13 protein-coding genes are annotated in these 21825 nt (G+C 47.7%); 4 read left to right on the top strand and 9 right to left on the bottom strand.

Annotated elements, in window-relative coordinates:
• Window positions 1–600: 600 nt before the first annotated feature.
• On the bottom strand, window positions 601–2607 hold the full coding sequence (locus AC0KUT_RS16510; protein ID WP_488831492.1) for an endo-1,4-beta-xylanase: 2007 nt from the start codon (window positions 2605–2607) through the stop codon (window positions 601–603).
• Window positions 2608–3033: 426 nt separating this feature from the next.
• On the opposite strand from AC0KUT_RS16510, the gene AC0KUT_RS16515 reads away from it, so the two are divergent.
• Window positions 3034–3792, top strand: coding sequence for a FadR/GntR family transcriptional regulator (locus AC0KUT_RS16515; protein WP_488831493.1), 759 nt, complete (start codon window positions 3034–3036; stop codon window positions 3790–3792).
• 162 nt (window positions 3793–3954) lie between these two features.
• On the opposite strand, the gene AC0KUT_RS16520 is transcribed toward AC0KUT_RS16515, so the two are convergent.
• Window positions 3955–5433 (bottom strand): mannitol dehydrogenase family protein, encoded by a 1479-nt coding sequence (locus AC0KUT_RS16520; RefSeq protein WP_488831494.1) that lies wholly within the window; start codon window positions 5431–5433, stop codon window positions 3955–3957.
• A gap of 4 nt (window positions 5434–5437) precedes the next feature.
• Complete coding sequence (uxaC, locus tag AC0KUT_RS16525; RefSeq protein WP_488831495.1) at window positions 5438–6853, bottom strand: glucuronate isomerase; 1416 nt, start codon at window positions 6851–6853, stop codon at window positions 5438–5440.
• Between the two features lie 366 nt (window positions 6854–7219).
• On the opposite strand from uxaC, the gene AC0KUT_RS16530 reads away from it, so the two are divergent.
• From AC0KUT_RS16530 to AC0KUT_RS16540, 3 genes are all read left to right on the top strand, one after another.
• Window positions 7220–8158 (top strand): sugar kinase, encoded by a 939-nt coding sequence (locus tag AC0KUT_RS16530; RefSeq protein ID WP_488831496.1) that lies wholly within the window; start codon window positions 7220–7222, stop codon window positions 8156–8158.
• 644 nt (window positions 8159–8802) lie between these two features.
• On the top strand, window positions 8803–10197 hold the full coding sequence (locus tag AC0KUT_RS16535) for a glycoside hydrolase family 11 protein (protein WP_488831497.1): 1395 nt from the start codon (window positions 8803–8805) through the stop codon (window positions 10195–10197).
• Window positions 10198–10768: 571 nt separating this feature from the next.
• The gene (locus AC0KUT_RS16540; RefSeq protein WP_488831498.1) at window positions 10769–12820 is read left to right on the top strand and encodes a glycoside hydrolase family 11 protein; all 2052 of its coding nucleotides are present in this window, start codon (window positions 10769–10771) and stop codon (window positions 12818–12820) included.
• A gap of 166 nt (window positions 12821–12986) precedes the next feature.
• Here AC0KUT_RS16540 and AC0KUT_RS16545 read toward each other — a convergent pair whose 3' ends face one another.
• The 6 genes from AC0KUT_RS16545 to AC0KUT_RS16570 form a co-directional block, all read right to left on the bottom strand.
• A complete protein-coding gene (locus AC0KUT_RS16545) occupies window positions 12987–13202 on the bottom strand; it encodes a DUF6500 family protein (protein ID WP_488831499.1) in 216 nt (71 codons plus the stop codon).
• A 57-nt stretch (window positions 13203–13259) separates the two neighbouring features.
• Window positions 13260–13868 (bottom strand): DUF1287 domain-containing protein, encoded by a 609-nt coding sequence (locus AC0KUT_RS16550; RefSeq protein ID WP_488831500.1) that lies wholly within the window; start codon window positions 13866–13868, stop codon window positions 13260–13262.
• A 548-nt stretch (window positions 13869–14416) separates the two neighbouring features.
• Window positions 14417–15208 carry a gluconate 5-dehydrogenase gene (locus AC0KUT_RS16555; RefSeq protein ID WP_488831501.1) on the bottom strand — a complete coding sequence of 264 codons (792 nt, stop codon included), beginning with the start codon at window positions 15206–15208 and terminating at the stop codon, window positions 14417–14419.
• Between the two features lie 62 nt (window positions 15209–15270).
• Window positions 15271–16110, bottom strand: coding sequence for a 5-dehydro-4-deoxy-D-glucuronate isomerase (gene kduI, locus AC0KUT_RS16560; RefSeq protein ID WP_488831502.1), 840 nt, complete (start codon window positions 16108–16110; stop codon window positions 15271–15273).
• 57 nt (window positions 16111–16167) lie between these two features.
• Window positions 16168–18711, bottom strand: a complete 2544-nt coding sequence (locus AC0KUT_RS16565; protein ID WP_488831503.1) for a DUF4861 family protein — start codon at window positions 18709–18711, stop codon at window positions 16168–16170.
• 306 nt (window positions 18712–19017) lie between these two features.
• Entirely contained in the window at window positions 19018–21732 is a 2715-nt protein-coding gene (locus tag AC0KUT_RS16570) for a TonB-dependent receptor (protein WP_488831504.1), read from the bottom strand.
• Between the last annotated feature and the right edge of the window lie 93 nt (window positions 21733–21825).

The following is a 21825-nucleotide window of genomic DNA, read 5'->3' on the forward strand; positions in this document are numbered from 1 at the left end:
GTAATTGATCGGAACGCAGACGTTGAAAATTCCAACCGCCCGAGGTCGTGAAGACTTCGGGCGGCTTTATATAAATAGTACCGGTACATTACCGAGCACTTATAGCACAGCGCTAGCTGTCACTGCTGACTCACTAGCCTCTCTCTAAATTAAGCCTCTCTCTAAATTAAGCCGCTCTCTAAATTAAATTGCACCCACAGACTCTTTCTACCCCTGCACCTTTACCCAGCGAGACCTCATTGGCAGAGTTTTCAGAAAAAGTTTTTATATTCTGTAAAAAACACTTAACCAATCACCCAGCAACGCACCTTGCTCGCAGATAGCCCGCGCTGATGAATATTGTTTTGGCTTTTGAATGTGAGTAAATATTTAATCTAGTCGCAAGGAAGGTATTCGGAGTAATCACTGAAGGGCTAATACTCTAAGGTCAAACCCAACCAAGTTTTAGTCTGATAAAAAAATCCGACACAACGCAGGGTTGTATCGGATTCTCAGACTACTCACCTGCGCACGGGATCCTTAAATAAACAGATTTGTGCAAAATGCAGGCTTGTTATTGGGCATTATTTTTGCCATCTAAAGAATAAAATCAGCAATCTTTTATTCGGCAGGCACCACTATATCAAACTCAGCTACACCCGCTTTTTTCAAATCAATAGTATATGAGTGGGTCTTATTACCCTGGGTGACGGTAACCTCATAACGACCATAAAATCCACGATTGCTATAGCTGCCACTGCTATCACTCACACCTTCAAAGTTATTCCACCACGTTTCCTTGATCAGTTTTTTCCATGCAACCGCATTAGGCTTTTCACGCCAGTCTTTGGTGTACATAGAAGCATCAGGCGTCCAATGTGCGCCCGCCCAAAAACCCCAGAGCTGCACACCTACCGTATTGGGATGACTGAAAAACATCGTAAGGAAATCGCGGGTGTAGTCGGCCTGCAAGGCTTCGTCAGTCGTATTGATATCAAACTCTGTTGAACGAATAACAAGGTTGGGATAAAGCGCCGTAAAGTCATTTAAGATTTTATACACCGTATCCAAATCTGTTGGCGAAGTACCAAAATGGCTTTGCATGCCTATGCCATCGACAGGGGCGTTGTTATCCATTAAGAATTTAATGGTTTTTTTGTAATGATCTTGATGCGCAAAGTTACGCCCTCCGCCAGACAAGATCGAATAATCATTGATGTAAAGCTTTTGGCTGGGAAGATTGTTGCGTGCGCGCTGAAACCAATCGACCATAATACTATCGCCAAACGCATCCATTAAATCGTGATTGTCGTAAGGTTCGTTCAACACATCCCACTCATCCAACACACCCGCTGTTGCGCTGCCAACATCGTCGATATGATCTAACACCACTTGCTTTATAGCGGGGTCAATAACGGCGGGATTGTCTGCAGAGAAATAAGGCTGTACAAGATTGGGCAAGTTTCTTTTTGAAGGCCACACCATTACATGACCGCGCAAATAAAAGTCGCGGTCTTTTAACCACTGCAATGCACTTAGCGTGTTTGGCTGATTATATACACCGCCCCACTCACCGATCCAAGGCGCCCATTTCAAATCATTTTCCGTACCGCTTTGGTTAAATAACTCGAGTACTTTATCAGCGTATTTAATGCTGTCAGCACTGGTTCCCATCAAAATATTACTAACGATAACGGAACCAAATTGATAAGCATGACGTTTGAACTTCACCTCAACCTTGGCATCAGCAATAGGGTTATTGGTCGCATCTTTAAGGTGAAGTGTAAAATCACCTTTGCGGTACTGTTCAATACGTGCGGCAGCCTGCGCTCGCCAAGGGGCATCAGCTTCGCGGCCCGGATAAGACTCTAACGTTTTGGGCAGATCGCTTAGGGCAACTTGCTGATGATAATTCAGCGCTTCAAGCCCACCCACTTCAAATGTTTGCGGTTTAGCGCCAGCGCCAAAGCCAAATTTAATGGCGACTTGATCACCCGCTTTATAGCCAGCTACTTTCAAAGGAATAAAATACTCTTGCCAATCACCTGTGCTATTGAGATCACGCGTTACAAATTTAGTGTAATCAGGCTCGCCAGATTCCATAAATAAAGTAGTGAAGCCAGCACCCGACTCATCCGCGCTTTCAATACTGCGAAACCAGACTTTCACTAAAATTACATCGCCATTAGCAAAGCTACCTACAACGGGAAACTGCAATTGTCCATTCCATAGTTCGCCCGTAGGTTTGGTAACCACGATACGCGCAGCCGTTTTGAATCCCATGTTTTCTACGGCAACTTTGGTATAGCTACCTACAGCGCTGCCGCTACCGCCATCACCACCCCAAAAGTTCACATTTGACCAGATGTCAGCCGCAAGCAAGTTATCAGCCGTCGCCGCAACAGAAGATGCCGTGGAGGAAGATGCAGGCTTCGAGCTAGCCGCTGCGACGCTTGCAGGCACTGAGCTTAAGGCCACAGCGACAGAAGCCGGGGGGGTTGAGCTGGGTGCAGGCGGTTTAGAGCCACCTCCTCCGCCTCCACAGGCAATTAAGCTTGATAAGGCAATATAGGCTAATGACTGGCTGGCAGCGCGCCATAGGCGTGAACACACATGAGAATGAGGCATAAATACTCTCTCTGGTTAAGTATCGTTATTGTGAGCTATCTATTGAGTTATCCATAACACAGACTGAACTCAATTTCTGTATCGAATCATAGTCTACATTCTACCCACTGATGGCACCCACCCCCTCAGGTAAAACCGCTAATTAATGTAAAGCTCCCAATCCCTTATCCTTAAAAGCATACAAATATGACTATTTTTAAGAAACCGGAGTCACAGCTCTATAGCCCACTTAAACCATTGGCCTGTCCAATAAAATAACAATGGACTGGCCAAATTTTAAAATCTGGCTTTTTTGATCAATCGCCATACTGTACAATCAGCGCCACAATGATTATAAGACCGAATTTGATCGGACAATCTACTATCTTATTTTGTTAACAGAACTGTTTATTTTGAATACTCTTTTACCTTATTTAAGGAAACCACATGAACCTCAATGGCAGTAATTCCGATAGTCGTCTTTATCAACAAGTCGCCGAACAGCTCGCCGATGCCATTACCCGTGGTGATTACCCTGTAGGCACACGCCTACCTGCCGAGCGGAAATTGGCAGAGCGCTTTAATGTGAGCCGCCCCACGCTGCGCGAAGCGGTTATCGCACTCGAAATTGCAGGCTATGTAGAAGTTAAAGGTGGTTCAGGCGTTTACATTACTGGACGTGGCGATGGCGTTAGAGCATCAGAAAAAGATGTCGGTGCCCTAGAGGTATTGGAAGCGCGCATTTTGTTTGAAGCAGAAGCCGCAGGCTTGGCCGCACGCCACATCACGCCAGCAGAACTTGCCGAACTCGAGGACAGCGTATCCGCTATGGTGCTGGAGTCTGAAGGTGAAGATCCCGAGGAGAGCGCCGACCGCCGCTTTCATTTAACTATTGCCAAAGCCTGTAAAAATGCGGCCATAGAATCGACGATTGAACACCTGTGGAAGCTGCGTAACAGCTCGCCACTACCGGCTGAAATTGTTAACCGCGTGCGTCTGTCAGGCGCCAAGATTCGCATCAATGCACACCAAGCCATCTTAAATGCGCTGCATGAAGGTGATTCGGAAAAAGCCAAGAATGCGATGCGCGACCACCTGACCTACGTGGTAGAGCAACTGCTGGAGGCTACAGAAGCACAAGCAGTAGAAGAGGCCAAAAAACAAAGCGCAAGCAATCGTGCGCGCTTGCAGTTTTTGGGTCGCTAACCAAGACTCAACAAAAAAACAAATATAAAGTTAATAAAAAGGCCAGAAGTGATTCTGGCCTTTTTATGGTTTCGATTAAGCTAAATCAATACAAAGTGACCAATAACACGCTTGATCACATAGTATTACTAGCCTTTACAGCTATCGCAAAGACCAACAAAACTACTTAGCCAAGGCCTGCCGTAAAGCCTCCAGTGTACCCAAGCGCTGCAATTGATCCAGCCACCCAACCAAGGCCGAGCTTAGGCGTGTATTCGCAGCCAAGTCCGCACCAAAAATATCTTCCAAACGCAGAATTGCAGCGACCAAGTCACTATGGGAGCTGCCATGTTGCTGATGAACATCGCGCAATACTGCTGCCATAGGGTCCTGTACAGTGATAGCCGCACCCTGCTCGTTCACGCCACCCACATAGCGAATCCAGTTCGCCAAGCCGAAGCTCAACAAGGTAATGGAACCACCACTTGCCAACTGCGCGCGCAAGGTGTTCAGCCAGCGCTGTGGAATTTTTTGTGAGCCATCCATCGCGATTTGATAGGTCTTGTGTGCCAATGCGGCATTGGCAAAACGCGCGCTGAGCTGACGCTGATAATCACCCAAATTCATCGCGTCTGGTGCCGCCACTGTTGGCTCTACTTCTGTGCGCCAAAAACGCTCCAAAGCCGCCACCAAGGGTGCCGATTGCATGACTTGATAAATGAAATCAAACCCCGCCATATAGCCGCTATAGGCGAGCATGGAGTGAGCGCCATTCAGGAAGCGTAATTTAATCTCTTCATAGGCGGTAACATCCGCCACCATTTGCACACCAACCGCTTCAAACGCAGGGCGACCAGCAGCAAAGTTATCTTCTACCACCCATTGCGTGAAGGGCTCAGTCACTACCATGGCCTCATCGCGCAGGCCGAGCACCGCCTCGATGCGCGCTTTATCAGCATCGGTAGTGGCCGGCACTATGCGATCGATCATCGAACAGGGAAAACTCACGTTTTTCGCTATCCAATCAGCCAAGGTGGCATCAACCTGTTGGGCAAACTGCAGCAAGACCTTCTTAAGTACTTTGCCATTGTTGGGCAAGTTATCGCAGCTCAACAAGGTAATAGCGCCATTACCCTGCTCGAAGCGCGCTTTCAAACCAGCACACATATAACCTAAGGCCGTTACGGGCGCGGTGAGGTCGGCCAAATCTTGTTGTACACCAGGGTGACTCAAAAACAGATTACCGCTCGCCGGATCGTGACAGTAGCCCTTTTCCGTAATGGTCAAGGTAAGAATTTTAATGTCGCGATTGGCTATGACATCAATTAACAGCTGCGGCTGTTCAGGGGCGAAAATCACCTCTTTTACGCAGCCGATTAACGCCATGGACTCTTGATCGGTATCGCGCACTACGACGGTGTAAAGACCATCTTGCGGATTCATCTGGTCGGCGACACCGCGACTGCGCAGGCTGCTACCAATGATGCCCCAGTCACCGCCAAACTTGGCCACTACACGCTCGACGTAAACCGCTTGGTGCGCGCGGTGAAATGCACCTGTACCTAAGTGAACGATCCCCGCTTTCAATTGCGTGCGGTCGTAACTTGGGCGCGCTACTGCAGCAGGTAGCAGCGCTTGTGTTTCTGAATTTAATCTCTTCATAAAATTACAACTTGTAGGCCTTTTTGGCGAGATTATAGGCGAGATCTACCGCCAACTGTTGCGCCTCATCTTCATCGATACGGTGGTCGCGCACCAACTCTGCAAGGAATGCACAATCCATACGGCGCGCCACATCATGACGAGCAGGAATAGACAGGAACGCGCGGGTGTCGTCGTTAAAGCCAACCGTGTTATAGAAACCAGCGGTTTCAGTAACCTGTTGACGGAAGCGACGCATACCTTCAGGGCTATCGTGGAACCACCAAGATGGGCCCAACTTCAAGCAAGGGTAGTGACCCGCCAAAGGCGCCAACTCGCGCGAGTAGCTGGTTTCATCCAGCGTGAACAAAATGATACTCAGCTCCGAGTGGTTGCCGAAGCGATCCAGCATAGGCTTTAAGGCGCGCACATATTCTGTTTGCGAGGGGATATCGGCACCCTTATCGCGGCCCCAGCGTTTAAACAACATATCATTATGATTGCGGAAGGCACCTGGGTGAATTTGCATAACCAAGCCATCTTCGCAACTCATCGCCGCCATTTCGGTCAACATTTGGCCGCGGAAGGTCTCGGCATCCTGATCAGTAAAGTTGCCAGACAGCACCTTGTTAAACAGCGCGGTTGCATCTTCAACACTGAGGTTAGCAGTGGTGGCGGTAGGGTGGCCATGGTCTGTAGAGGTAGCGCCCATCTCTTTAAAGAAGGCACGACGATTGCGCAATGCCGCCAAGTAGCCGGCAAAATTACTGGTATTCTCACCGGTTAGCGCCGCTAAGCGCTCAAGGTTACGTCCAAAACCTTCAAAGCTAGGGTCGAGCACATTATCAGGGCGATAGGCCGTGATCACTCGCCCACCCCAGCCACTGGCTTTAATTGTTTGGTGATGGCGCAGCTCGTCCAGTGGCGACTCTGTCGTTGCCAGCAATTCGATATTGAAACGATCAAACAGTGCGCGTGGCTTAAAATCGTCGCTTTTTAGCGCATCATCTATCACATCGTAGTAGTGGCTAGCGGTGCTGCCATCGAGCGCCACTTTAATACCAAACACTTCGCTGAACACATGATCGAGCCACATGCGCGAAGGAGTACCGCGAAATAGGTAAAAGTTTTCTGCAAATATTTGCCAAATTTTGCGCGGGTCTTTTTCTACGGGCGTACCGTCTTTCGTTGGGATACCGAGCGACTCCAAGGGAATACCTTGGCTGTAGAACATACGGAAGACATAGTGATCAGGCTGAATTAACAATTCTGCAGGGTTACCGAAATTTTCATTGCCAGCAAACCAAGAGGGATCCGTGTGGCCATGAGGACTGAGAATAGGCAGACTTTTAACAGACTGATACAAACGACGAGCAATAGCGCGGGTTTGTTCATCCGCTGGGAACAATCTGTCCTCATGAAGTTTTAGCGCTTTAGACATAAATACACATCCGCTTGAGAGAATTGACCAGAATAACTGGGCTTATTTAATTGGTATGACCAGAATGGTCGCCAATATTGGCGCAAGTGTCAAGACAAGTTTTGCCAAGCCCGTAAAAAAGTCGCAATATTTACCAAGGGTAACAGGCCAAATCTCAGGGCCCCATTTCTCGGTTACCAGATTTGGAATAATGATTTAACCGTCTGCTTACTTTTTGGGATATTTTTCTAATACACCGATTAAACCGCTGCCATTAACAGAAAAATCGGCATGACCAATATCGGCAGCGATGGTACACTGCCCCGTCTAAATAACCTTAACCCACATTCAGAGCCGCAGAGGCTCGCAGCCTAAATTGAGGTAAGTATGCAAGCCATTGCCGCCCTTGGCGAAGTCATGATCGAACTAGCCCCCGCTCCCGGCCAACTCAAACAACTGGCGTATGCGGGCGACACCTACAACACCGCCATTTATCTTGCGCGCTTAGGCGTCCCCACCCAATATGTCACGCGCTTGGGAACCGACCTTTATAGCCAAGAGATATTGCAACAACTGGCTCAAGAGCAAATTGATGCCAGCCTAATAGAGCAGGATCAACAGCGCCAACCCGGCCTTTACATGATCACCAATACACCCGATGGTGAGCGTCAATTCGCCTACTGGCGCGACCAATCTGCGGCGCGCCTTATGTTCAACCACGCCGAGCCAGATGCCGCACTCATGAGCTGCCGCTATCTCTACTTAAGCGGTATCACCCTCGCCATTATTAGCCCCGAAGCCCGCGCACGCCTCGCCAGCTTTCTCAGCCGCTATCGCGCACAGGGTGGCCAAGTGGTCTTCGACAGCAATTACCGCCCGCGCCTCTGGCCTAGCCAAGCTGTAGCACAAGAGACTACAGCACAATTTTTACGCTTAAGTGATATGGCGCTGCTGACGATCGATGACGAGATTCTGCTGTGGCAAGATGCTGATCAAGCCGCCGTATTGGAGCGGCTCGCGCATTACCAGCTGACTGAACTGGTGATTAAACGCGGCGCTGAACCCGCACTTGTAATTATCGGTGGCGAACAACGGGCCGTTCCCGTTGCCAAGATTGATAAGGTGGTAGACACCACCGCGGCAGGTGATTCATTTAACGCGGGCTATCTAGCCGCGCGCTATGAAGGCAAAACCCCCGAGCAAGCCGTAGCGCTGGGCGCAGCCTGCGCAGGTGCCGTCATTCAACACCGCGGCGCAATTTTGCCTAAACCAGTCTTCTTGAATCTACTGCAAGAAGTTCAAAGCAAGCTAGCCGCTAAGGCGTAGCAACACAAAACCCGAGCACTCAAACCCCCACATCAAAAGCTCTCCATAACCCAGCCAGAAGCGTCGGGTTATGGTGAAAGCCTAAGCACTGCTGCAGTATCTTTTAATTCTTGGCACCTTTTAATTTTAGCCCCTATCCACAAAGCGAACATCTTCACCAAAAGACACCGCAAAGCCATATCTGACGCCTTAACAAACACGGAATTTCATCCAAATAGACTAAATCCACGCACTATCCTCACCCCAAAACGCTAGGCCATACACAACGCAGCATAAAAAAACAATCGACCAGGGGCTGCCTTAATGAACATATTGCTATAACGACAACAGCGTTATAGTTTATTCGACAATATGTCATATAGTATTATTGACAATATCAAATACAATGATGTATAAAATCGCCTATCGGGTTAGCCGCATAGTTCAAACAATAAAAATAGATGGCACTCGATGATTCACCCCTGCTCATCACCAACAGGGTAAACCTTCCAGCTAACCTCACACCCTTATTTAGCAGTATGGGTTACAAGGCTATTTGCGAAGAACAATAACTCCATTCAACACAGCAATTTCTTTGACGTGTAAACAGTAGGCATCTCTCATTTGAGCTGCACAGTGTTTCATTGCAAAGAAGGAGAATAACTATGCGTTTCATCGATTTTAAGAAGGTCGCACTAAACAACAAAAAACTACTCACTGGGCTGATTGGCGCCGCCGCGCTATGCGCCACTACCGTCAGTGCTCAAACACTAACGTCCAACTCAACCGGCACCAATAACGGGTTTTACTATTCGTTTTGGAAAGACTCAGGCGATGCATCCTTTGGCCTGCAAGCCGCCGGACGCTATACCTCGCAATGGACTAATGGCACCAACAACTGGGTGGGCGGCAAAGGCTGGAACCCAGGCAATAGCTCACGGGTGATTAGCTACTCAGGTAACTTCGGGGTAGACAGCTCACAAAACTCTTACTTGGCACTTTATGGCTGGACTCGCAGCCCGCTGATTGAGTACTACGTCATTGAAAGCTACGGCTCATATAACCCAGCCTCCTGCTCCGGCGGTAATGACATGGGTAGCTTCCAAAGTGATGGCGCCACCTACAACGTACGTCGCTGTCAGCGCGTAAACCAACCGTCTATCGATGGCACTCAAACCTTCTACCAGTACTTTAGTGTGCGCAATCCCAAGAAAGGCTTTGGCAATATCTCTGGTACCGTCACCTTCGCCAACCATGCCGCCTTCTGGGCAAGTAAAGGCATGAACCTAGGTGCCCATAATTACCAAATTATGGCAACCGAAGGCTATCAAAGCCGCGGCAGCTCTGACATCACTGTTAGAGAAGGTGCTGGCTCTGGCGGCGGGACTCCAACCACCTCAACGCCCACCACCTCAACACCTACAACATCAGCGCCCAATGGCGGCGGTAATGGTGGCGGCATTACTGTGCGCATGCGCGGTACGGCGGGTAGCGAGCACATCAACCTAAAAGTTGGCGGCAACACAGTAGCAAGCTGGACACTCACCACTAGCTATCAAAACTACACCTACAATGGCAGCGCTTCGGGCGATATTCAGGTTGACTACGACAACGACGCAACCGGTCGCGATGTGCAAGTTGATTACCTGCAGGTGAACGGCGAAACGCGCCAAGCTGAAAACATGGACTACAACACTGCACTTTATGCCAATGGCTCTTGTGGCGGCGGCGGAAATAGCGAGTTAATGCACTGTAACGGCGCTATTGGCTTCGGCTACACCTACGATTGCTTCAGCGGTAATTGCAGCGGCGGCGGCACCGCGAGTAGCACTCCGGCACCAACACCCAGCAGTACTCCACGCAGCAGCACCCCCGCACCCGTTGCGAGCAGCACCCCCAGCAACAATGGCGGCGCTTGCCAATGTAACTGGTGGGGAACCCTCTACCCAAGCTGTAAGAATCAAACAAGCGGCTGGGGCTATGAGAATAATAGAAGCTGTATAGGCAATAGCACTTGCAGCAGCCAAGGCCAGTATGGCGGCGGTTTAGTGTGCCCTTAACTTGGCACTGAAGCTCTAGCCTGAGCTGTGAATAAAAGGAAGGGGCGAGATTTCGCCCCTTTTTTGTAGCTCACTTAAAGCCAGCAAATAATCGAATTAAATCATTAGGCCTCATTCGCCAAATATCCACGCCACGCCAGCCAAAAGCACTAAATCCATGCGTCATATAGACCCTAACGCCCTACGCTACTTAACATAAAAAAACAATCGACAAAGGACTGTTTTAAGCAACATATTGTTCTAATGACCATATCCATATAGTTATCCTGACAATATATATATGGTTTAATTGACAATATGCGCCACTTAGATGTATACAAGTATTCATCGTGATAGCCGCATAGTTCCAACAATAAAAAAGCAGTTTGGCGCTCGATGACAAAACCCTGTTTATCGCAAACAGGACAAACCTTCCAACTAACTTCACCACCTCTTCCTGCAGTATGAGTAGCGAGGTTATTTGCGAAGAATAATAACGAAATTAAACACAACAATTCCTTTGTCGTGCAAACCCTGCGCATCTCAGCGTTTGAGCTGCATATTGTTTCACTGCAAAAGAAGGGGAATAACTATGAGTTTTATCAATCTTAAGAAAGTCGCGCTAAATAGCAGAAGCGTACTGACTGGGCTGATTGGCGCCGCCGCGCTCTGCGCCACTACCGTCAGTGCTCAAACACTAACGTCCAACTCAACCGGTACCAATAACGGGTTTTACTATTCGTTTTGGAAAGACTCGGGCGACGCATCCTTTGGCTTGCAAGCTGGCGGACGCTACACCTCGCAATGGACCAATGGCACCAACAACTGGGTTGGTGGCAAAGGCTGGAACCCGGGCAACAGCTCACGCGTGATCAACTACTCCGGTAACTTCGGGGTAGACAGCTCACAAAACTCTTACTTAGCGCTTTATGGCTGGACTCGCAGCCCGTTGATTGAGTATTACGTCATTGAAAGCTACGGCTCCTACAACCCAGCCTCCTGCTCCGGCGGTAATGACATGGGTAGCTTCCAAAGTGATGGCGCCACCTATAACGTGCGTCGCTGTCAACGTGTCAGCCAGCCGTCAATCGATGGCACCCAAACCTTCTACCAATACTTTAGCGTGCGCAACCCTAAGAAAGGCTTTGGCAACATTTCTGGCACCGTCACCTTCGCCAACCATGCCGCCTTCTGGGCGAGTAAAGGCATGAACCTAGGTGCACACAATTACCAAATTATGGCAACCGAAGGCTATCAAAGCCGTGGCAGTTCAGACATTACCGTAAGCGAAGGCACCGGTGGTGGCAACACTGGCGGCGGCACTACTAGCAGCACCGGTAATACCGGCGGCAATACCGGAGGAGGCAACACTAGCTGTAGCGGCTATGTAGGCATCACCTTTGATGACGGCCCCGGCTCAAACACCGGCACGCTGATTAACCTGTTGAAGCAAAACGGCCTTACACCGGTTACCTGGTTCAACCCTGGCAACATGGTTGCGGGTAATAGCGCTCAATTTGCACAGCAACTGAGTGTTGGCGTAGTTCAAAACCACAGCTACACCCACTCGCACATGCTGAACTGGAACTATCAACAAGTTTTGGATGAGTTGACTCGCACCAACCAAGCTATTCAAAACGGCGGCGCACCTAAACCAACCCTGTTTAGACCACCCTATGGTGAAACCAACGCAACCATCAACCAAGCCGCGCAAGCTGCAGGCCTGCGTGTGATCACTTGGGATGTGGACTCTAAAGACTGGGACGGCGCAAGCTCTGCGGCTATCGCTAACGCCAACAACCAACTGCAAAACGGTCAAGTTATCCTGATGCACGATGCAAGCTATAACAACACCAATGGTGCCATAGCCCAAATCGCTGCCAACCTGCGCGCTAAAGGTCTCTGCCCCGGCAGAATAGACCCCGCCACAGGCCGTGCAGTAGCACCATCTGGCAATACTGGTGGTAATACTGGTGGAACTACCAGCAGTACACCACCTACATCAGCAGCTGGCGGTAACGGCGGCGGCATTGTGGTTCGCGCACGCGGCACTGCAGGTAGCGAGCACATTAACCTCAAAGTTGGCGGCAACACTGTTGCTAGCTGGAATTTGACTACCAGCTATCAAAACTACAGCTACACGGGCGGTGCATCAGGCGACATTCAAGTTGACTACGATAACGACGCTACCGGTCGCGATGTGCAAGTAGATTATATCCAAGTGAACGGCGAAACTCGTCAAGCTGAAAATATGGACTACAACACAGCACTCTATGCCAATGGCTCTTGTGGCGGCGGCGGCAATAGCGAGCTAATGCACTGTAGCGGTGTGATCGGCTTTGGCTACACCTATGATTGTTTCAGTGGCAATTGCAGCGGTGGCACAACAAGCAGCACGCCTACTGTGCCGACACCAAGCAGCTCATCTAGAAGCAGCACTCCAGCACCAACTCCAAGCAGCTCATCAAGAAGCAGCACGCCAGCCACAAGCGGCGGCGCTTGCCAATGTAACTGGTGGGGCACGCTCTACCCAACCTGTAAAAACCAAAGCAGCGGTTGGGGCTGGGAAAACTCTAAAAGCTGTATTGCCACCAGCACCTGTAACAGTCAAGGCACTGGCGGTGGTCGTGAAATTTGTAACTAAGTAAATCAACACCCACGCTAGGTTCGGTGGGTACAAATAAAAAAGAGGGTGTGGAATTTCCACACCCTCTTTTTTTTATCAAATTTTTTATTTAAACCCGTCGAACCCTGCGATCAACTTTCAATACAATCCTAGCGTTAAATACACCCCCCGAAAAACAATGTATTCAGGAAGCAATCACCATAGCTCTAATTTTCTCTGCCTTTTCAAAGTGATCGAGCTTATGGGTTTTAATCCACCACTCAGCGGCCTCCATTAACAACTCAGGATCATCATTCTTATTGGCGAAGAACGCATAAAACGAAAGCCCTACCGCTGCCCCCTTGCTGGCAATTTTTTTATCGCAGACTTCAACAATTTTCCTTCTTAGACTTTCTCTCACGTCATCATTCCTAGTTCGGCATTTATTGAGCAGATTACATTTTCATTGAAATGAACGTCACTCACGGTATTTTTTAGGCACATAGCGATAGTGCCCCGAAATATCATATGTAAACAACATGTCCTCAAGCTTCGGCCCCGAGCCAATGTTATGAACAATTAAAGGGTTGCCAGACTGCGCAGATATGACATCAGTGACTATGCCAATATGCGGCAAGTTGCCAGGCAATACCCAAGTCACCAAATCGCCAGCCATATAACTCTGCGGGTTTTTTGACACCGGCAAAGATGCACCATGTCGAGTGAAAAAAGTCTGTAAATTTGGCACTCGTCGATGGTCAATATTTTTATCAGTAGTATTAAGCCCCCATATTTTTCTTGAGGGGTAGAGGCTAAAGTTTTTTACCATGTCCTCATGTACTAGCACCTGTAAATCCGTTCCCAAGGCACGATAGGATCGGACAATAACGTCAGTACACACACCCATAGTTGAAGGCACATCACCATTCGGGTATGGAATAGACATGTAAGCGCCGCTGTAGCGAACCTCGTGCTTAGTTCGCTCTATGGCCGCACTGACAAAATCAGACTCAAAACTATCGCCGAAGGCACCTTGTTGCAACAGTAAAAGCACTAGAGCAAGAACCCGCTTAATCCTTTTATTCAAAATTGACTCCCCTTTTAATATTAGAACATGAGCCATCCCAGAAGAAATCTCCACAGAGCAGTTCACCTTAGCGCTTTCGTACCAACGTCGACTTTTTCACATGGTGCAATATCAACCCAAAAAGCAGGGGTGGGAATACTACCAAAGGCCACGCCGACCCTGTGAATATAACCGCCGCCCACATAACAACTCCGAACAGGATCAATGGGTACACTATACGCAGGCGATATTTTATGGACACATAGCATGCGCCACCACACAAAGGACATTGAGCAGGCGAAAAGAAATCAGCTTTAGATTTATTCCAAGCACTTATTGTTTCCTCACCACAATGCGGGCACTTATACATAAATCACCTAGCGACCAATTCTTAATCACAGACTGACTATAAAGGCTTTTAACGGAGAGCGAAAGCTACTACCACGCGCGCTGAGTGCTCCATTTAGGCAGCAATAGATTTATTGATGATTTTTGGGCGGGAAATATTAAAGGCAAGGCATTAAGCAAGAAATAACAGCACTCACCTGCAAGTGAGCGCTGCAAAAAAATTATTCGTTGGAAGGCTTACCAATCGTTGCGAGGATACCACCATCCACATAAACGATTTGGCCGGTGACAAAATCACTCGCTTTGGAGGCGAGGAAAATGGTTGCACCCTGAAGGTCGTCTGGGTCGCCCCATTTACCGGCGGGCGTACGACGAATAATAAAATCGTTAAATGGATGGCCATCAACACGAATAGGTTCGGTTTGACTGGTAGCAAAATAACCAGGCCCTATACCGTTAACCTGTACATTGTGTTTAGCCCACTCAGTCGCCATATTTTTAGTGAGCATTTTCAAACCGCCTTTCGCGGCAGCATAGGCGCCCACTGAATCGCGGCCCAACTCACTCATCATAGAACAAATGTTGATAATTTTTCCGCGCTTGCGCTCCACCATTTTACGCGCAACGGGGCGCGTCATAGTGAACACACCGGTGAGATCCGTTTTAATAACTTCTTCAAAATCCACGAGCGGCATATCTAACAAGGGGACGCGTTTAATAATACCGGCATTGTTCACCAGGATATCAATTGGACCATGATCCGCTTCGATTTGCTCAACTGCAGCAGCCACTTGATCTTCATCGGTCACGTTAAACTTGTAACCGAAAGCCTTAAAGCCCTGCGCGCGATAGGTAGCAACGGCCTTATCAATTTTTTCTTGCGATGAGTTGCCGTTAATAATGAGCGTTGCGCCTGCACTGGCGAGGCCACTGGCCATCGCCATACCCAAACCGTGAGTAGCACCGGTAACCAGTGCTACTTTTCCATTTAAATCAAATAGAGGATGATTCATAGTGTTCCCATATTTTGTACGGCCAGCAACGCCAGCCATAGAGAGTAGAACTTAATAATTTTTTAGAGCAATTCACTTGGCTTATGGAAATCCATATCGGTGTAATCCATATTCTCGCCGGCCATACCCCAAATAAAGGTGTAATTTGCAGTACCTACCCCTGAGTGCATTGACCAAGGTGGTGACACAACCGCTTGCTCATTGCCCACCCAAATGTGGCGCGTTTCATCAGCTGGGCCCATGAAGTGACAGACCGCATGAGTGTCAGGAATATTAAAATAAAAATAAGCTTCCATACGGCGGCTGTGGGTGTGCATAGGCATAGTATTCCAAATACTACCGGGCTTTAATTCCGTCATGCCCATTTGCAGCTGACAGGTTTCAAGCACTGTGCTGATCATCAGCTGATAAATATCGCGCTCGTTACAGGTATCGCTCGCGCCCATATGTAAAACCTTGCCATTTTGCTTATCCACTTTTTTCGTGGGGAAGCTCTGATGTGCAGGCGTTGAGTTCAAATAGAATTTCGCAGGTTTGCTGGCGTCATCGCTACTGAAGACAATATCTTTAGCGCCGCGACCTATATACAAAGCCTCTTTTGAACCAATTACAAAGACTTCACCATCGACCGACACCTTACCGGCACCGCCAATATTAATGGCACCCAACTCGCGCCGCGCCAAGAAAAATTCGGATTTAAGCTGATCAAAGCTTTCCAAGGTAACCGACTTACTCACGGGCATAACGCCGCCGACCATCAAGCGCTCGTAATGGGTGTAGGTGAAGAGAACTTCATCGGCAGCGAAAATACTTTCAATTAAAAAATGCTTGCGCAGTTTTTGAGTATCGTAATGCTTGTAGTCATCAAGGTGTACCGCATAACGTTCTTCAAGTTGTTTCATAATAAAACCTTTTGTCATTTACAGAAATTTGTTCAGATAATAGCGCTGCTGCACTCATTACTTTTTCAAGAGTTTGTACATTTCCACACTGGCGGTAATAAAGGGGCTATTACCTTTGGGGTCATTATTAAAAATACGCTCAGTCATATAGTAGTTATAGCTGCCGTCGCGGCCAAAACCTAAGCCTGCCACAAGACACTGGTTAGTCATGCTAATACGACCATCGGCATGCACAGTCACAAATTCATTAATTAAACCCTGGTAACTTTTAACTGCTGCCGTTTTGTAGCTTTTAGGCAAATAACCTTTGTTCACTGCCTTGGCATAAAAGTAAGCAAACATAGCGGTAGACGTTGATTCACGATAGTTAGCCACTTCACCAGGCTTATTCATGATTTGCCACCAAGTGCCAGTATCGGCATCTTGATAACGCAAAATATCAGCGGCGAATTCTTGCACTATATCTAGCATGGTTTGACGCAATTCAGGTTCTGACGCGGGGATATAATCCAGTACATCTACGAGCGCCATGGCATACCAACCCATACCACGCGACCAAAATTGACCCGCGCGGCCATTAGTTTTATCCGCCCAGTCGGCCTTTTTAGATTCATCCCACGCGTGGTAATACAAACCTGTTTTTGCATCGCGTAAGTGCGCGCGCGCTATAGTAAATTCGTGCACCGCTTCTTTAAAACTTTCATGTTGTACCGCACCCGTTTCATAAGTTGCAGCATATCGCGCTAAGAAGGGAATACCCATATAGACGCCATCCAGCCAGAGCTGATTGGGGTAGGTCACACGGTGCCAAAAAGCACCCTCACTGGTACGTGGATGCTTGCGCAGATTTTCACGTAAAAAATCGACAGCCTTGCGATATTTTTCTTTACCCGTTCTTTGCTCCAGCAAAATTACCATATCACCTGGTTTAGTGAGATCGATGCTATACAAGCTAGGTTCAAAAGTTTGAATTTTACCTGCGTCGGTAATATAACTCCCAACAACAGTTTCTAATGCATCTCTATAAGCTTGCGTAGGCTTAACGGAATCTAATTCTTGTAGCGCAGCGGTTTGCATACCAACCACATCGTATTCGAATTTAGCAGGGCGTTTGCGGTATACATCCCAACCACCATAGGCATAGCCCAATGTTTTGCGTGCAAGTTCCGAATCAGCTAAGGCCATCCCCCAACTCAATGCTTGCTCAGCCGTTATCGGTTGTTTTTTTGACGCGGTACTTAGTGTAGATTTCAAGCGAATACGCGGCGTTTTTGTTAAGCGTTCAACTTCACGATCCAAATAGGCTTTAAAGTCAGCTTCGGTTTTAATGCCATCTAACTCATGCTCCCACGCCGCCATGAAATAGTATTCAAGCTCACCGCCCTTGTCCTTCATGACCGAAACGTAGGAATTGTTATCTTCCGTTTGCTGCTGACGATCATCGCGACGAAAAATAACCGCCATGCCCAAATGATCATCTGGCCCACTTAAACTCTGCTTACCCCAACTGGCAACATAGGTCCACGCATAACCACTGATATCGGTATCACCTTGCAATAGTTTAGTGCCTGGGTGCTTCACTAAGCCTATGGCAATATTGGGTAATTGTTTGCTGGATTTTAGCTGCACATTCACCAAACGGCTGCCACCATGCATAGCAAACTGCGCATTTAAATTAACTGTTTTTTTTGCGACTTCCCAGCCCTTGTAATCAATCATAAAGCTTGAAAACAAATCGCCATTGTTGGTCACTGTTGCAGTGCGAGTCGCAACTTTTGAGACCAAATCAACACTTTTTCCATTCCAAAAACCAAAACCGCCCATTCCCAAAGACAGCCCTACCTTGAGCACATCCTGCCCCCAAGGTGCATTCAAGTGATAAGAGTCATAGCCATCTAAGCCAACATGTTGCAGTGCCACATCAGGTGTTTTTTTGCCGAAAATATCGAAGCCGTTTCGCCAGTCGAGATAAATGCGATAGGCCACCTTATCGGACTCAATACCTGGCCCCTCGTAGCGCAACCAAAAGGAGTGGTCGGTGGCCTGTGGTGGTGGTGTTACCTGAGTAACATTTTTAAAGATTCCACCAACATATTCTTTGCCCTTCCAAACCCCGCCTTCTTTGATAGAAACTTCTGCTTGGGTTAATTTTTTCTGTGCGGGAGCGGCAATAGATGCATCGCTACTGATCACAAAGGTTTTTTTCTCGGCGGGAGAGAAATCAGCTAACAGCATTAAACTGTCTAACTGGCCATCGCCGTCTGTATCTACCGATTGTGAGGCGGCTAGGCCGCGCGGGCCTGCAACACTGAGATGTTTTATTGCGGCATCGCTCGCCGCTACACCTAGGTCATAAAAAGAAAAATAAAGTGGTTCTTGTTGCAACGCAAAACTATTCGCGTTTGTTATTTCGATGTTGGCTATTTCTGTGCTTACTTTATTAGCCTGATCTTGCGCAATCGGCGCACAAGCGCCAAGCAACAATAGCCCGCCTAAGAACACGCACGAGAAGGAAATACAAGAGCCATTAATCAACGAACGCGATAATTCGCAGATGGATAATTCTTTACTGCTGCCAATGTAATTTAACAATGATTTCACGTGCACCACCTTTTGCTTGCGAGCCTGTATTTTCGTGTGTGTATTAGCACTAAAAATACATTGCCCAATAATCAAATAGGGACACCAGCAAGCTGGCATCCCTTTTCGTTTGATATAACCAAGGCCCATCTGTCGCTCTTGTGAAGCAACCTGAGATATAAACCTTGGGTTGTGCAATGGTATTTCCTAGAAAAAAACGGGCTCATCCATCTGCCCAATCCATGTAACACCTAGGAAACTAACTCGGTAGAACTTGTGGTTACAAGATCATTGCAACCACAGGTTTCATGTACTGATTAATTTAGCTTAGAACTTGTAAGCAACGCCCACGTAGTACTGACGACCAGTGTTGTGGTAGTAAGACAGGCGGTTACCCGCGTTATCTACCCATTGGTCATCCACTTCATCGGTCAAGTTCAAGGCTTCAAACGTGAACTTGATATTGTCGTTAAGTTGATAAGAAGCCGCCATGTCGATATTGGTGGTCGCATTAGTACCTTCACGATCATTGCCATTACGACCATTGGCATCGGTCAAGTAACCCGCGCGGTGAACAGCTGATATACGTGTGCTAAATGCCTCATCTTCGTAGTACAAAGTACCGCTCATAGTGTCTTTCGACAGGCCTAAGAGAGAACGAGTCGCTGTTACCGCACCATTTTGATCTACGAAGTCTTGTTGCGCTTCTACATAGGTAAAGTTACCCATGAAACCGAAGTTGCTCCAAATACCAGGCAATGCAGTGAATGGCGTTTGATAGCTCAATTCAAAACCATAAAGGTCGCCACCAGGTGCATTCACTGGGCTGCTTACGTCCCAATTCACATTTGGGTTACAGGTATCAGCACTTTGAGCACCAGCAGCACATGCCGCTACCGCAAGCTTAGGATCCAAGCCAGTGGTGGTAAATGGACGAGATTGCTTGATGGTTTGCACAAAAGTGTCGATGTCTTTGTAGAAAACGGCCAAGCCCAATACAGTCTCTTCACTCAAATAAAGTTCTAAGCCCAAATCATAACTAGCGGCTTTTGTAGGATCCAAAGCAGGGTTACCCGATGACACGCCATAGCTGCCACCAGATACACTAACGTTGGTGTTCGGCAACAAACTACCCAATCCTGCACGTGCAACCACTTCGGCGTAACTCATACGAATGAGCACATCTTCAATTGGCTCAAACACCAAGTTAACGGATGGCAAAGTATTGGAGTAGCTATAAGTACCGGTTTGCAATACACCTTTAGAATCGTAAGCTTGTGATTCAACATCAGTGTCTACCTGACGCACACCTACATCACCACGCACAGTGGTATCACCAATTTGCGTTTCAAATTTAGCCTGTACAAAGAAGCCCAAAGACTCTTCAGAAACAGCCGCTACATCATTAATGCGCTCAGGAACTTCATAAATACCGGTGTTGCTGTAGATATTGTATTTAGTGTTGATCGCTTTTAAATCTGGGATTGCCCAAGAATCGTTGCTGCCCAAGCCTGAATCGTAGGCCATCATCATGTCTGATGTTAGTACAACATCACCACCATTTTCGGGGTTACGACGACCAGCAGTCGTTTCATAATCAAACTTTTTGTAGTTAACGCCACCTTTGAACGACACCGCATCATTCAAATCATACTCAAGATTGGCCAACGCCGAGTCATAGGTATTTTTTGCACTTTGCGGACGTAAGCGAACACCACCATTTGACCAGCCATCAAGATCTGATACTCGGTTATCAAAGGTAATGACGGGAGCTTCGCGATTTGACCCAGTGTAGTCATAGGCGAAATCCATACCGGTTTTTTGCGAAATCACAGTAGTTTGTATGGGGTTATCAAACTCAGATACCACGTTGCCGATCAAAGCATCCATACGCAAAGCATCAGTAAACTCATGCTTACCGCTTAAAGTGATTTGGGTGAAATCAGTGGTGAGTTCGTCGTAACGATTCTCAGCTTTAATGGTTGCATTTTTGAACGCAGCAGCGGTAACCGTATTGGTGTTGTCCAAAGTATAGGAAGTAACATCCATTACCTTAGTGCTGCCGGTAGAGTTCAATACAGCTTCCATAAATACTTCATTACGGGTCGCATCATACTTTGCGTAAAGACCATCGAGGCTGATCTCAGTGCGATCAGTCGGTCTAAATTGCAGCGAGCCACTTACGCCAAGACGATCCATTTCGTGGGTATAAGAATCGTAACGTGGAATACGTGGACGAAAGCCATCGTTAACCGCTTTAAGATCTTTCGCAGCAAGATCGGTATTACCTTGATAGCTACCGAAGTCATTGGAATTATCCCAACGAACAGTACTTGCACCCTCATCTTTAATTTCGCGCTGAGAATAGGCAACCGATAACAAAGCACCCACAGTGTCATCAGCAAAAGTATTACTGATTAAAAATGAGGTTTTAGGGTCATTGCTTTCAGACAGATCGTTGTAACCCAACTGACCTGAAGCGGCCATGGTGAAACCATCAAAATCGAAAGGTTGTGCGGCTTTCAAATCAACGGTTGCACCCAGTGAACCTTCTTCAACATCTGCCGACGCAGTTTTACGTACCGTCAGTGAGCTAAACAGCTCAGATGCAAAGGTATTAAAGTCAAAGCTACGCGACTTGTTAGTACCGCCGGCAGCATCAGTTGCGCCGCCGGTAGCAACAGCTTCCATACCATTTATGCGCGTACGAGTAAAACCAGCACCTAAACCACGTACAGAAATTTGGCGGCCTTCACCGGCTACACGCTCAATCGCAACACCCGGAATACGTTGTAACGATTCGGCGAGGTTGTTATCTGGGAAGCTGGCAATATCGTCAGCAACGATTGCATCTACCGCACCTGCAGTATTGCGCTTAATGTTAATGGCATTGGCCAAACTGTCACGAAAACTACCGGTCACCATAATCTCTTCAATAGTACCGTCGGCGCTTTCTTTCTTTGCATCTTGTGCGCTGGCGGTCATAGGTAGGGCAGCTACTGCCATCGCTAAAACCAGCGGCTTGATTACGAAACTTCTCATGTCTATTCCCCATCTTTTATTGTGATTAACTTTATTGAACTAGCTGAGCTAAGCTGATACTGCCACACAAGTATTACCAAATCAATACTTTGA

Source organism: Cellvibrio sp. 25HG11W-0, assembly GCF_057815475.1.